The organism is Microbacterium sp. NPDC087589 (assembly GCF_044743635.1).
Classification (GTDB): domain Bacteria; phylum Actinomycetota; class Actinomycetes; order Actinomycetales; family Microbacteriaceae; genus Microbacterium.
In genome coordinates this window covers 186,046-198,747 of record NZ_JBIUWV010000006.1, presented here as the reverse complement: position 1 = coordinate 198,747, position 12,702 = coordinate 186,046, and the positions used below count along the sequence as shown (strand labels likewise).

The 12,702-nt window shown below is 67.6% G+C and carries 13 protein-coding genes; 2 read left to right on the top strand and 11 right to left on the bottom strand.

Annotation, left to right across the window (positions count from 1 at the left end):
- The first annotated feature begins 62 nt into the window (after nt 1–62).
- Entirely contained in the window at nt 63–1,079 is a 1,017-nt protein-coding gene (locus ACIOU8_RS13915; RefSeq protein WP_400790560.1) for a LacI family DNA-binding transcriptional regulator, read from the top strand.
- Nucleotides 1,080–1,093: 14 nt separating this feature from the next.
- A complete protein-coding gene (locus ACIOU8_RS13910) occupies nt 1,094–1,516 on the top strand; it encodes a cytidine deaminase (RefSeq protein WP_400790557.1) in 423 nt (140 codons plus the stop codon).
- Nucleotides 1,517–1,545: 29 nt separating this feature from the next.
- Here the strand turns inward: ACIOU8_RS13910 and ACIOU8_RS13905 are convergent, their stop codons facing one another.
- The 11 genes from ACIOU8_RS13905 to ACIOU8_RS13855 all read right to left on the bottom strand — a co-directional run bounded on the left by ACIOU8_RS13905 (nt 1,546) and on the right by ACIOU8_RS13855 (nt 12,649).
- A complete protein-coding gene (locus ACIOU8_RS13905; protein WP_400790555.1) occupies nt 1,546–2,547 on the bottom strand; it encodes a LacI family DNA-binding transcriptional regulator in 1,002 nt (333 codons plus the stop codon).
- A 36-nt stretch (nt 2,548–2,583) separates the two neighbouring features.
- Nucleotides 2,584–3,501, bottom strand: a complete 918-nt coding sequence (locus tag ACIOU8_RS13900) for a ribokinase (RefSeq protein WP_400790552.1) — start codon at nt 3,499–3,501, stop codon at nt 2,584–2,586.
- On the bottom strand, nt 3,498–4,265 hold the full coding sequence (locus ACIOU8_RS13895) for an SDR family NAD(P)-dependent oxidoreductase (RefSeq protein WP_400790550.1): 768 nt from the start codon (nt 4,263–4,265) through the stop codon (nt 3,498–3,500). Before ACIOU8_RS13895 ends, ACIOU8_RS13900 begins: the two co-directional genes overlap by 4 nt.
- A gap of 26 nt (nt 4,266–4,291) precedes the next feature.
- Nucleotides 4,292–5,371: a M24 family metallopeptidase gene (locus ACIOU8_RS13890; protein ID WP_400790548.1), complete on the bottom strand. Its 1,080-nt coding sequence runs from the start codon at nt 5,369–5,371 to the stop codon at nt 4,292–4,294.
- The gene (locus tag ACIOU8_RS13885) at nt 5,368–6,306 is read right to left on the bottom strand and encodes a polysaccharide deacetylase family protein (RefSeq protein WP_400790546.1); all 939 of its coding nucleotides are present in this window, start codon (nt 6,304–6,306) and stop codon (nt 5,368–5,370) included. The genes ACIOU8_RS13890 and ACIOU8_RS13885 overlap by 4 nt, the downstream gene beginning before the upstream one ends.
- Nucleotides 6,306–7,091, bottom strand: a complete 786-nt coding sequence (locus ACIOU8_RS13880) for an SDR family NAD(P)-dependent oxidoreductase (RefSeq protein WP_400790544.1) — start codon at nt 7,089–7,091, stop codon at nt 6,306–6,308. The genes ACIOU8_RS13885 and ACIOU8_RS13880 overlap by 1 nt, the downstream gene beginning before the upstream one ends.
- A 49-nt stretch (nt 7,092–7,140) precedes the next feature.
- Nucleotides 7,141–8,022, bottom strand: coding sequence for a carbohydrate ABC transporter permease (locus tag ACIOU8_RS13875; protein ID WP_400790542.1), 882 nt, complete (start codon nt 8,020–8,022; stop codon nt 7,141–7,143).
- Between the two features lies 1 nt (nt 8,023).
- On the bottom strand, nt 8,024–8,938 hold the full coding sequence (locus ACIOU8_RS13870) for a carbohydrate ABC transporter permease (RefSeq protein ID WP_400790539.1): 915 nt from the start codon (nt 8,936–8,938) through the stop codon (nt 8,024–8,026).
- Nucleotides 8,939–8,950: 12 nt separating this feature from the next.
- The gene (locus ACIOU8_RS13865; RefSeq protein ID WP_400790537.1) at nt 8,951–10,309 is read right to left on the bottom strand and encodes an extracellular solute-binding protein; all 1,359 of its coding nucleotides are present in this window, start codon (nt 10,307–10,309) and stop codon (nt 8,951–8,953) included.
- A gap of 140 nt (nt 10,310–10,449) precedes the next feature.
- Nucleotides 10,450–11,910: an amidohydrolase family protein gene (locus tag ACIOU8_RS13860; protein ID WP_400790535.1), complete on the bottom strand. Its 1,461-nt coding sequence runs from the start codon at nt 11,908–11,910 to the stop codon at nt 10,450–10,452.
- Entirely contained in the window at nt 11,900–12,649 is a 750-nt protein-coding gene (locus ACIOU8_RS13855; RefSeq protein ID WP_400790532.1) for a FadR/GntR family transcriptional regulator, read from the bottom strand. Before ACIOU8_RS13855 ends, ACIOU8_RS13860 begins: the two co-directional genes overlap by 11 nt.
- Nucleotides 12,650–12,702: the final 53 nt, after the last annotated feature.

Here is a 12,702-nt window from a genome sequence, read left to right as displayed (position 1 = left end):
CGGATCGTAGAATGAAGTTTCCGACATGTCAAACATGTGCGACGCGAGAAAGGAGAACGCATATGAAGCCGGTCTCTCTGAACGACGTCGCCCTGGCCGCGGGGGTGTCGATCGGGACGGCATCGCGCGCCATGCGCAACCGCGGACGTGTGTCGCCGCAGACCGTCGAGCATGTGACGGCGGTGGCGAAGCGCCTGGGCTACGCCCCCAACGCCATCGGTCGCGCTCTCCGGGAAGGGAGCTCCTCCACTATCGGGATGCTTGTCCCCCACATTGAGAATCCGTTCTTCGCCGAACTCATCCGCGCCGCCGAGTCCCGGCTGCACGACCTCGGATACCAGCTGATCGTCGGAGACTCTCACGCGGATCCCTCCGCCGAAGCGGAGCGCCTGCGTCTCCTGGAGTCGCGACGGGTCGACGGCATCCTCGTGGTCCCCGCCGTGCACGATGAATCCGCGGCGGCGATCAGCGAAACGGCCTCCCGCACTCCCCTCGTGCAGTTGGACCGACGCGCCCAGTCGGGGATCGCCGACTTCGCGGGTGTCGACAACGTCGAGGGTATGAGGCTGGTCGCCAAACACCTCGCCCTGATCGGCTCCGGATCCGTGCTCCTGGTCGGGACCGATACGGCGACCACGACGGGCGAGGAACGCATCGCGGCGTTCCTCGAGTCCTCGACCGCGTTCGGGCTCGAGGTGATCGGCGTCCATCGCCATCAGTTCACCATCGAGACCGGTCGCGACGCCGTGCGGTCGCTGGCTGACCTACCGTCCGCGATCGTCTGCACCGACGACCTGATCGCCCTGGGCGCCCTGGGCGAGATCCAGCGTTCGGGGCACCGCGTGCCCGACCACACGCAGGTGACGGGTTTCGACGGAACGGTGTTCGCAAACGTCGTCCAGCCCGCACTTACGACCGTGCGCCAGCCACTCGAGGCGATCACGCTCGCCGCCGTCGACATGCTCACCCGACGGATCTCTGAGGGGAAGGCGTCCGCTCCGACCGACGCCACCTTTGCTCCGACGCTACGGGTCGGCGGCTCGACCCGTTCCCTGTCACACACCACCACCACACGATGAAGAGGATCATGACGATGACCGAGATCACCCCCTCGACCTGGGACACGCTCCGCACACACGCACGCGAGGCGGTGACCCGGGCCTATGTGCCCTACTCAAGATTCCCCGTGGGGGTGGCCGCGCTCGTCGACGACGGCCGCATCGTGACGGGAGCAAACATCGAGAACGCGTCCTACGGGGTGGGTCTGTGCGCCGAGTGCTCTCTCGTCTCGAACCTCGTGATGACGGGCGGCGGCTCACTCGTCGCCTTCGCCTGCGTCGACGGGGACGGCGCGGTGCTCATGCCGTGCGGACGCTGCCGTCAGCTGCTGTTCGAGCACTCCGCCGAAGGAATGCTACTCGACACGCTAAGCGGCATCAAGACGATCGACGAGGTACTCCCCGACGCGTTCGGACCTAGCACGCTGCGCACGTATCAGGACACGCACCCCGCGTGAGGTGACGCTCCAGCGTTCCGGATCCGCTCCTACCGTGTCGTGGAGCCGGCGACCCGCAACGCCGGGGCGATGCGGTTGCTGCGCCACGGCGCATCCGAACCGTCAATCCTCGACCGCAGGAACTGCACCGCCTCATAGGCGATGGCCTCGATCGGCTGCACGACCGTCGTCAAAGTCGGATAGAACAGCTGCGCCATGTCAGTGCCGTCGAAACCGGTCACGAGGATGTTCTCCGGCACCGACACACCGCCTTCCCGAAGTCGTGAGATGAGGCCGAAGGCGATCAGATCCGATCCGGCCACCACAGCATCAGGACGCTCCGGCATCCGCAGGATCGCCTCGGCCCCAGCGACGCCGGTCTTCACGTCGAACCCGTCGCGCACCGGCGGCGGCGTGGTGACGCCGTGAATCTCCGCATGGGCGCCGAAGGCCTGCCACCGCTCCCGCCCGCTGTTGTTCACGTCATCCGCACCGACGTACATCATGGTGCGTGCGCCGCAGCTCACGAGATGCTCCACCAGCATCCCGATGCCGAGCGCATTGTCCACTCCGACGAAGTCCGCAGCAGCGGGACCGACGACGCGGTCGATCTGCACCAGGGGTACGTCGACCGGCATGGGGACGGTCGACTCACGCGCCGCGGCGCTGACGGTCGGAGCGAGGAGCATCCCGTCGACCTTGCGCCCGGCGAGGACCCGCAGGCGTCGCGCCTCCTCCGTCGGATCCGCGTGCGAATCGGCGACGAGCAGTTCGAAGCCGTGCGCGTGCGACACCTGTTCCACCGCGTCGAGAAGCCGCGAGTAGAAGGGATTGCCGATCACGGGGACGACCATGCCGATCAGCCGGGTCGATCCCTCACGGAGCGCCCGAGCTATCGGGTCGACCCGATAGCCCAGTCGCTGGGCCTCGGCCTTCACACGGACCACGGTCGCCGCGGAGACACGATCCTTGCCCGCGAGAGCCCGCGAGGCGGTGGCCACGGACACTCCGGCAGCGGCCGCGACTTCGAGGAGTGTCACCGTGCTGCGCATGCCGCCCCGTCTCCGCCGTCGTGTGCTTCCCCCACCTTAGGCGCGCGCGCCTCCCCGTGCCGTGCTCGCCTCGCGGAAAGCGGCGATCGCGGACAGGTTCGGCATGGCCGCCTGGGCCCCCACGGCGGTGCAGGCGAGCGCCGCGGCGATGTTGGCGGTGTCCGCAGCCTCGGCGAGCGTGCGACCGTGCGCGAGTTCGGCGGCCAGGACGCCGACGAACGTGTCCCCTGCTCCCGTCGTGTCCACGGCGTCCACGCGCACTCCGTCTATCCGCTGCGGAGAAGTGCCGCGTCGTACGATCAGTGCGCCCTTTGCACCGAGGGTGAGCACTAAGTCGGCATCGTGCTCCGCGCTCAGCCGCTCGGCGGCCCGGGCGGCATCGGGTTCGTCATCGGCGAGGGCGACAGCCTCCGTCTCGTTGACGACCAGGACATCGACGTAGGGCATGAGCTCTCGGACGTCCGCGGCCGGGGCGGCATTGAGCACCGTGCGTGCGCCTGCCTCGTGCGCGTCCCGGAGACCGTGGCGCGCCGAGGAGAGGGGGATCTCGAGCTGGGTCACGAAGACAGCGTCCGCGAGCCCGACGTCGCCGCCCTCGACACCGGTGACGTCGCTGTTCGCCCCCGAGACGACGACGATCGAGTTCTCCGCCGTACTGTCGAGGGTGACGATCGCGAGTCCCGTCGATCGGGAACCGCGGGAGACGCCGGACGTGTCGACTCCTTGGGCCTCGAGGTTGCCGACGAGTCGAGCTCCGGCGTCGTCGGCGCCGATTGCACCGCGCATCCGTACGTTCGCTCCCGCGCGCGCCGCCGCAACGGCCTGGTTGGCGCCCTTGCCACCGGGGTGGCGGGAGAGCGAGCGGGCGAGGATCGTCTCCCCCGGCGCCGCGGCCCGGTCGACCTCGACGACCAGATCCTCGTTCAGCGACCCCAGAACAATGACGCGGCTCATGAGATCGGCATCTGCACGGTCAGGCCGCCGTCCACGATGAGCTGCTGCCCCGTGATGTAGCTCGCCAGCGGAGAGGTGAGGAAGCGGAGTGCCTCGGCGACCTCTTCAGGGCGCCCGACCCGACCGGCCGGGATCTTCGGCCCCGCGGCCGCCAGCCCGTCGACGCCGAAGGAGTTGACGGCGTCCTGGGTCTGCGCGGTCTCGATGACTCCGGGGATGACGGAGTTCACCCGGATGCCGCGCGGCGCGAGCTCGACCGCGAGCGCCTTGCAGAGGCCCAGCACTCCCGCCTTCGCCGCGGTGTAATGGGCGTGATCGGGCCATCCGTACACCCCGCCGGAGATCGAGGAGACGCCGGCGAGAGCTCCGCCGTCCGGCATGCGTGCGGCCGCCGCGCGAAAGACCCGCACCACGCCACCGAGGTCGACGGAGAGGGTGTCGTTCCATGCGTCGTCATCGAGATCGGAGAGTGCCGCGAGACGCACCATGCCGGCGTTCGCGACGGCGATGTCCAGTCGCCCCCATTCGTCGAGCGCACGCTGGGCGAAGGCATCCACCATCGCGCTCGAGCGCACGTCGACCTCCTGTACGACAGCTTCGCCGCCGACGGCGCGCACGGCTGCCACCGTCTCCTCGGGGTCGTGCGGGTCACCGGGGAAGGTGCCCACGACCGTGCGGACTCCGGCCTTGCCGTAGGCCACAGCGAGTGCTCGACCGATGCCGCTCGCGGCACCGGTGATGATGGCGACGGATTGCTCCGACATGATGACTCCTCTCAGAGGTGCGGGCGTCACGCCCGCGCCGTTGCACGGATCGCATCCCGCACGGCGGCGGGGATGAGGTCCTCGGTGGTGTCGGTGCCGATGAGCACCGTGGTCGCGACCCCGGCCGAACGGCCGTCGGCCGCGCGGACAGAAGGATGCAGGCACAGGGCGTCCCCTGCCCGGATCGTCTCGACGGAATCGTGCCGCACGACCAGCGGCCCCTGATCGGAGCCCGTGGAGTGCCCCCACCCGATCGTCGGCTCTCCGACGTCGCGCAGGTGCTGCGCCATAGTTGTTGCGACCTCGCCCAGAGTCCGTCCCGGCCGCGCGGCGGCGATGCCCGCCCGCAATGCTGCGTCCAGCGCCTCAATCATGCGCTGGGCCGCCGTGTCGGCGCCGTCCACAGGGACGACGATCCCGCCCTCGACCCACCCCCCGACGGCGGGGGCGCTCTCGGCGAAGATCGTCACGATCGACCCCGGGGCGACGCGACGAGCCGACGGACGCTGCGCGTGGAAGCGATCGACCGACGCGTGGATGATCTGGAGGACCGAGCCGCCGCGCGCGAGTTCGGACGCCGTCGCCGCGGCGATGTCGAGTTCGTTCACACCCGGCACGAGGACCGTCGCGGTTGCGGCGAGCGCGCGTCGAACGACCTCTGCATGCTCCCGGAGCGCGGTCGCCGTCGTCGGAGAGACCTCACGCGCGAGTCCGGCCAGGTGTGCCCCGATGTCGAGGACGACCGCGGGGAACGACGAGGCGATCGTGCTCCCTGTGCCGGCGACACCGATCCGCGCTCCGTCGAGGAGTGCTGCGGCGATCTGCGCCTGCGGGCAGCGGCCGTCCTCGGGGCTGCGGATCGACGACGACTCGTCATCGGTCGGCTCGGGTCCGCCGTCGGGGATCACCAGAGTCGTCGCCTCGCCCACCACGCGCAGGGCCCACGCACCGCGGTGGTCGGGGACGTGGCCGGTCAGCCACGACAGCTCGGCGTGGCCACCGACCGTGCCCACGCCGGTGATCACCGCGGCGTCGAGGGAGAGCGATGCGAGCACCGCATCGAGCCGTCGCTCCCTGTCGCGGAGATCCCCGGGCGTCGACGTCACGATCGCGGGTCGGCGAGGTCTACGAGCGCGAATCCCTCGTGGTTGTCGGACCACCACCGCGCGATGTCGCCTCGGCGCGCGAACCAGACGTCTCCGCGCGCCTGCGCGTGCTCGATGAACTCCCGCAGCGCCGACGTCCGTCCCGCCTGACCGATCAGTCTCGGATGCAGGCCGACGGACATCATCTTCGGCGCACCACGCTGCCCCTCGAGCCAGAGCTCGTCGAACCCTCGGATGAGGTAATCGCGGAAGTCGCCGGGCGTCTTACTCCCCTGCACGTCGTTGTAGGTGAGCGAGTACGGCACTACCAGCTGCGAGGCGCCGGCGACGTCGACGTAGTACGGCAGGTCATCGTTGTATGCGTCCGAGTCGTAGAGGAAGCCCCCATGCTCGACGACGAGCTCGCGCGTGTTGACCGATGCGCCGTATCGGCAGTACCAGCCGTCGGGCGCTGCCCCCCAGGTCTGCTCGAAGGATCGGACAGCGCGGGCGATCCGCTCGCGCTCCTCGTCCCTACTCAACCGCCAGTGCTCCTCCCACCGCCAACCATGCCCGAGCAGATCGTGGCCAAGCTCCCGCGCGGTCGTGGCGACCTCGGGATTCTGCTCGAACGCCACCGCGCAGCCGAAGAACGTCGCGGGGACGCCGAACTCGGCGAACAACCGCAGCAGGCGCCAGACCCCGACGCGACTGCCGTACTCGTACATGGACTCCTGCGCGAGATCCCGGATGTCGGCGGGGAACGAATAGGAGGAGTCGCCGAGGATGTCGTTCTCCCCGTCGCCCATCGCGTAGGAGTACTCGGAGCCCTCCTCATAATTCACCACGATGTTGACGGCGATCTTCGCCCCGTTCGGCCATATGGCCCGCGGCGCGTGGCGTCCGTACCCGACGAGGTCGCGCTCTGGCCCGGCGCTCGAGGACTCCGAGATCATCAGTACGCCATCCATCCGCCGTCGACGAGGAGGTTGTGGCCGCTGATGTAGCTGCAGTCGTCGGAGCCGAGGAACAGCGCGGCCCCCGCGATGTCCTCCGGGCGTCCGAGCCTGTGGAACGGCGTCCGGGAACGCGAGTACTCCAGAACAGGGTCGCTCATGTCGATCTCACCCGGATGGGTTCCGGTGACGATGCGTCCCGGCGCGATGCCGTTGACGAGCACGCCGAGCCGGCCGTAGTCGACGGCGAGCTGCCGGGTCATCTGCACCATCCCGCCTTTGCTCACGGCATAGGCGAAGAACTCGGGCGGGCCGACCATGCCGTGCTGCGAGGCCACATTGATGATGCGGCCGCGCACCTCGCCGATCGGCTCCTGCTCGACCATCCGCGAGAGGGCCGCCTTGCAGCACAGGAACTGTCCGCGCAGGTTGACGCCCATCAGGCGGTCCCAGTCGTCCTCGGACGTTCCGAGGATCGTCGAGGACTGCACGAGCCCGGCGTTGTTGACGAGGATGTCGATCCGGCCGTACTCGTCGACCGCGCGCTGCATGAGGGCCTCCACCTGATCGGTGCGCGAGACGTCGCACTGCTGATACACGGCGACTCCCCCCGACTCGACGATCTCCTCCGCGGTCGGCCGCCCGCTCGTGCCGTCGTAGATCGGCTCGGATCGGACGTCGCTGACGACGACCGACGCACCTTCCGCGGCGTACCGTCGAGCGATCGCCCGCCCGATTCCCGATGCGGCGCCGGTGACGACGGCGACTCTGCCTTGAAGTCTCATTGCTCTCTCCTTGTGCGGTGTGTAAATGGGTCGGACCGGGATCGACGGTCTACTTCATACCGGTGCGCGCGAGACCGGGGATGAACAGGCGCTGCAGGAAGATGAAGAGGATGATCAGGGGGATGGTGGCCACGGTGGCACCGGCGAAAGTCAGACCCCAGTTGGGCAGCTCGCCCGGCGAGACGGACTGCGCGATCGCGACCTGGACCAGCACGTTCTCGGTGCTCTGCACCGCGACCAGCGGCCACAGGAACCCGTTCCAGGAGAACAGGAAGATGAGCAGCACGAACGTGACCAGGTCGGCACGGACCACGGGCAGGATGACCGAGAAGAACGTCCGGAAGTGACCCGCGCCATCGAGCATGGCCGCCTCGTCGAGCTCGGCGGGGACCTGCTCGAAGGACTGCTTCAGGAGGAAGAGCCCGAACGCGCTCGCGATCCACGGCAACGCCACGGCGGCGAGGGTGTCCTGAAGCCCCATTCCCGCGACGAGCTGGTAGAGCGGGACGACAAGCGCCTCGGTCGGCAGCATGAACGTGGCGAGGATGAGCGCGAAGATCACGCCGCGTCCGCGGAAGTTCATGCGGGTGAGCGGGTAGGCAGCCAGGGTGCAGACAATGAGCGCTCCGATAACCTGCGCCGCGGCGACGATCGCCGAATTGATCAGAGCCCGCCCCACTCCCCGATCGACGAAGAGCGATACGAGGTTATCGAACGTCACGTCGGTCGGAATGAAAGTACGCCAGCTGATGGGGCTGGTGTCGGAGAAGATCGACGCCTGGGTCTTGAGCCCGGACGAGAGCATCCACACGTACGGCAAGGCGAAGATCACGATGATCATCAGCACGATGAGCACCGACGCGATGCCGCGGAGGATACGAAGACGGCGGTAGTCCTGGTTCGCCTTCGTCATGATCGCTGCGGTTGTCATATCAGTAGTCCCATCGGGTACGGAGCAGTCGCATCTGCACGAGGCTGATGACGATCGCGATCACGAGCAGGATCACCGAGATCGCGGAGGCGAAGCCCGGCTGCTGCAGATTGAACGCCGTCTTGTAGATGTGATAGACGAGCGTGTTCGTGGTGCCCTCGGGCGCCCCGGCCGTCATCACATATGCGGGCGCGAAGGACTGCAGCGCGAATACGGTCATCACCACGACCACCAGCACGGTGGTGCGCGACATGAGCGGGATGGTGATCGTGATCAGACGCTTGAACGCACTGGCGCCGTCCAGCGTGGCCGCCTCGACGACGTCCCCGGGGATCGACTGGAGACCACCGAGGTACATCACAGTCGCAAGACCGATCTGCTGCCAGACGCTCATCACGATGATGGCGGGCAACGCGAGCGATTTGTCCGTCAGGAAGTCGAAGGGGCCGAGGCCGAACATCGCCAGCATCGAGTTGAAGAGGCCGTTGTTGTTGAGCAGGAACGTCCACAGCGTCGCGACGACGACCGCCGAGGTGACGACCGGCAGGAAAATCAGCGTCCGCACGAAGCCGCGCGCGGGGAGCTTGCTGTTGAGGAAGTTCGCGAGCAGGAAGGCGAGCGGGACGGTCAGGATGACGACACCGATCGCGAACAGCAGGGTCACGATGAGCGACTGCACTGTCGAGGGGTCAGTGAACGCTCGGATGAAGTTCTGGAGCCCGACGAACTCCCGCGCATCCGGATTCGTCAGTCGGTAGGAGAACAGACTGTCGCGGACCAGCATGAGCAGCGGGCCGTACTGGAAGACGATCGACAGGATCAGGAAGGGGGCGAGGAAGGCGGACGCGACGAGCAGAACTCGCCGCGCCCGCTTCTTCGTTGCCTTCCCCCCGTCGCGGGTCACGAGGGTGGTCATGGCAGGTATTCCTTACTGAGGCAGGACCGACTCGAGCTGCGAGGCAGCTGCGTCCAATTTGCTCTTGGGGTCTCCGCCGTAGGCGATGTCCCGGAGCGCGTCGGTCACGATCTGGTTGTACTGGCTGAAGTAGGGCGTCGGCGGGCGGGGCTGGCCCCACTCGAGCAGCTCGTCGCGGATGAGGTCGTAGGGCACCTCATGGAACTCGGGCAGCGCGTCATAGACCGAAGTGAGGGTCGGCATGCGGAATGCTTCCTGGTTGTACTCCTCGACCAGCGCGCCGGAGCTCATCGCGACAACGGCCCTGGCAGCCTCCTCCGGCTCCTTCGACTTGGCGCCCGCCCCGATGGTGATCGCTCCGGTGTGGACGATCGGGGTGGTGAAGTACGGCATCGGGGCGAGGCCCCATTCGAAGTCGACATTCGCATCCTGGACGTTCTGGATGATCTCGTTGACCTCGAGGTCGAAGCAGGCCTTGCCGTCGATGAAGGCGTTCGGGCGCCCGGTCTTCGACGTGACCGCCTCGGGCCCCTGGAACAGGCTCTGGTAGAAGGTCGCCGCTTCGACGGCCTCCGGCGTGTTCAGCCAGCCCTCGGCCTCGGTGCCGTCGGGAGAGAGCGCGAAGAACGTCTTGTACGCCGACGAGTCCTCCGGAGCCTCGGGGTCGCCCGCGCTGCGCAGGAACAGCAGGTCGCGGTACATCGCGCCCGGCGTTCCGTCGCCGATACGCGACGGTGCGAGTCCGTACACGTCCGCGTTGCCCGGCTCTCCGACCTGGCAGGAGAGGAACGCCCCACGTGCCTCTTCCCAGGTCCATGCGTCTTCGAGTGTCGACGGCACCGAGATGCCGGCGGCGTCTGTCATCGTCTTGTTGTAGAAGAGCGTCAGTGCATCCTGCTGGACGCCCATCGAGTACACCTGCTCGTCGTAGGTGAACTCGTCGAGCGTCGCCGGCAGGACATCGTCCTTCCAACCGTCGGGCAGGTACTCGTCGAGTGCGAGCAGGATGCCCTGAGACGCGAAGTCACTGGTGTCGGGGCTGTCATATCCGAGGATGTCCGGGGCGTTCGACGACGGCGCCAGGATGCTGATCTTGTCGGCAAGCTGTCCGAACGGCACCTCGGTGACGTCGAAGGTCACGCACCCGTTGACGGAGTCCGTGTAGGCGGCGAGCTGCTCATCGCTGGGGACGTTGTCGGTCGCGCGGAGGACGGTCAGCTCGACCGTTCCGTCCGGGCAGTCGTCGGTCGCTTCACCACGACCGCCTCCTTCTGCTGAACATGCTGCGAGGACGGTCACGCCCATGGTCAGCGCGGCGATGGCCGCAGCTGCCCTGACGGTGCGCTGTCGTGACACTGCTGTAGTACGCATCAACACTCCATTGTTCGATCCGGCGAGGGGTGCCGGATTCTTCGGTGATGGGTTAGAACGGTCGGGCCGTTCGCTTTCAGCGCGGCTGCTTTCGCCGCATCTTCCTCTGTGTCAGGGAAGAAATCTCAGTGGTCGAAGGTTCAGAGCGTCCCCCTCGACGGATGATCGGCTTCGAGCTGGGGCGAGCGCCCCACTCGGGTGAGGCCGTGCGTGCCGTCGAGGCTGGCGACGGCACGAAGCGGACGCCCCACGGCACCGGGATCGTGGAAGCCGTCCTGATCGACGACGACCCGCCCCTGGGATACCACGACAACAGGCCAGCCCGTGAACTCACGGCCTTCGTACGGCGAGTAGTCGGTGGCCATGTGGCTGCCGGCCGCGGTGATCGGCTTCGAGAGCTCCGGGTCGAACACGACCAAGTCGGCGTCTGCGCCCGGACCGACCCACCCCTTGGTCCGCAATCCGTTCAGTGCGGCCGGATTGCTCGACACCAGGGCGACGAAGTCCTCTTCCCGCATGCCGTTGCGCACGACCAGCGCGTCGAACGTCACCGTGAGGCGGCTCTCCACACCCGGCATCCCGTTGGGCATCTCACGGACGTCATGCGCATGGCGCAGCTTCTGCTCCGTGCTGTAGCAGCAGTGGTCGGATCCGATGGTGTCGACATCACCCGCGAGAACTCGGGCGAGGAGTCCTTCGACGGTGGCACGGGAACGCAGCGGCGGGCAGCAGACGAATCGCTCCGCGACCTCGGTCGCGTAGGCGGAGTCGTCGAGCACCAGGTAGTGCGGGCAGGTCTCCGAGTAAGCGCGGACTCCGCGGGCGCGAGCCTGCGCGACGAGGTCGACGGCCTCCGGCGTGGTCTGGTGCACGAAGTACACGGCCGTTCCCGTGCGCTCAGCCACATCGATCACGGCCCGTACGGCTGCGAGTTCCGCGTCTTCCGGTCGGGTCTCGGCGTGATGCCTGGCTCCCGCTCGTCCGGCGGACACCGCCGCGCTCACCGCATCCTCGATCTCGTGGTTGGACTCGGCGTGCACATAAGCGATGCCGCCGAGACGATCGAGTGTCTTCATGACGGCGTCGATGGTGTCGGGCCCTGCCATGACGCCATCGCGGTAGGTGGTGAACATCTTGGTCGTGAGGATGCCCATCTCGGCCATCGACTCGAGCTGCGCCGCCGTGGTGGAATCCCAGTCGACCACCGCGCCGTGCAGGGCTGCATCGCACCGCGCGCTGTCCGCCAGCTTCAGCCGAGCGTGAGCGGCGTGCAGAGGCGCCTCTCCGGGGGTCGGAATCGCGAAGTCGATGACCGTCGTTGTTCCGCCCCAGAGTGCGGCCGTCGTCGCCTCGCGGTAGTCGTCGAGCATGGGGAACTCACCGAGCTCCTGACCGATGTGGCAGTGCGGGTCGACTCCGCCGGGGATCACGAGGCGTCCTTCCGCCTGGATCTCGCGGTGCGCGGCCGGCGCCGTCATGCCGGGCTCGAGGATCTCGGCGACGCGTCCGTCACGGATCACGACCGTGCCGCGACGGCGACCGGTCGCGTTGACGATGACGCCGTCGTGGATGACGATGTCGGCGGGGATCTCAGTGCTCATCGGTCGTGCTGCTTTCTACTTCGGTGCGGGTGCGGGGCTTGGGGCCATGGGGGAAGACCGTGCGGATGAGCTCCCCCAGGTGGTCGCTCATCTCGGAGATCGCTGCTGCGGAGTCACCGGCGACGATCGCGTCGAGTACGCGCTGATGCTCCTCCACCTGGAGTCGCCGGGCCTCGGCGGCGCTCATCACCTGCTGGTTGACCAGAGCCCACAGCGGATGCGACTCCACGTTCACGAGCTGGGAGACGATCTCGGCGAGGAGCTGGTTCCCGCCGCACGATGCGATATGCGCGTGGAAACGCAGTCCGAGGGCGATGAACTGCGGCGCCTTCGCGTCGTCGTCCATGATCTCCCTGGCCACCGCGAGATCTGCGACGAGGGTCTCGATGTCGTGCTGGTCGATGCGCAGCGCCGCCAGGCCCGCGACGGTCGGTTCGATGTGCAGCCGGCTCTCGATCAGTTCGCGCGGCAGAGACGTCAATGGGGTGATGACCTGCTCGGTGTCTCCGGCGAGACCGCGCACGAAGGTGCCGTCGCCGTGGCGAACCTCGACCGCTCCGACGAGCTCCAACGCAAGGAGCGCTTCGCGGGCTGTCGCTCGGGAGACTCCTGCCTCCACTGCCACCTCGGCATGCGACGGAAGCCGGTCACCCGATGCATAATCTCCGCGCGCGATCGCGTTCAGGAGCGATTGCGCGACCGCGAGGTAGCGGCGGCGGTGAGTGGCTTCATTGCGCATGCCCTCACATTACACATCTGACGTCTGTGTTGCAACACTTTAGATGTCTAATA

Bases quoted from the DNA above. Each gene is read 5' to 3' on its own strand.
- ACIOU8_RS13915 (WP_400790560.1), top strand. From the start codon at position 63: ATGAAGCCGGTCTCTCTGAACGACGTCGCCCTGGCCGCGGGGGTGTCG.
- ACIOU8_RS13910 (WP_400790557.1), top strand. From the start codon at position 1,094: ATGACCGAGATCACCCCCTCGACCTGGGACACGCTCCGCACACACGCA.
- ACIOU8_RS13905 (WP_400790555.1), bottom strand. From the start codon at position 2,547: ATGCGCAGCACGGTGACACTCCTCGAAGTCGCGGCCGCTGCCGGAGTG.
- ACIOU8_RS13900 (WP_400790552.1), bottom strand. From the start codon at position 3,501: ATGAGCCGCGTCATTGTTCTGGGGTCGCTGAACGAGGATCTGGTCGTC.
- ACIOU8_RS13895 (WP_400790550.1), bottom strand. From the start codon at position 4,265: ATGTCGGAGCAATCCGTCGCCATCATCACCGGTGCCGCGAGCGGCATC.
- ACIOU8_RS13885 (WP_400790546.1), bottom strand. From the start codon at position 6,306: ATGATCTCGGAGTCCTCGAGCGCCGGGCCAGAGCGCGACCTCGTCGGG.
- ACIOU8_RS13880 (WP_400790544.1), bottom strand. From the start codon at position 7,091: ATGAGACTTCAAGGCAGAGTCGCCGTCGTCACCGGCGCCGCATCGGGA.
- ACIOU8_RS13875 (WP_400790542.1), bottom strand. From the start codon at position 8,022: ATGACAACCGCAGCGATCATGACGAAGGCGAACCAGGACTACCGCCGT.
- ACIOU8_RS13870 (WP_400790539.1), bottom strand. From the start codon at position 8,938: ATGACCACCCTCGTGACCCGCGACGGGGGGAAGGCAACGAAGAAGCGG.
- ACIOU8_RS13865 (WP_400790537.1), bottom strand. From the start codon at position 10,309: ATGCGTACTACAGCAGTGTCACGACAGCGCACCGTCAGGGCAGCTGCG.
- ACIOU8_RS13860 (WP_400790535.1), bottom strand. From the start codon at position 11,910: ATGAGCACTGAGATCCCCGCCGACATCGTCATCCACGACGGCGTCATC.
- ACIOU8_RS13855 (WP_400790532.1), bottom strand. From the start codon at position 12,649: ATGCGCAATGAAGCCACTCACCGCCGCCGCTACCTCGCGGTCGCGCAA.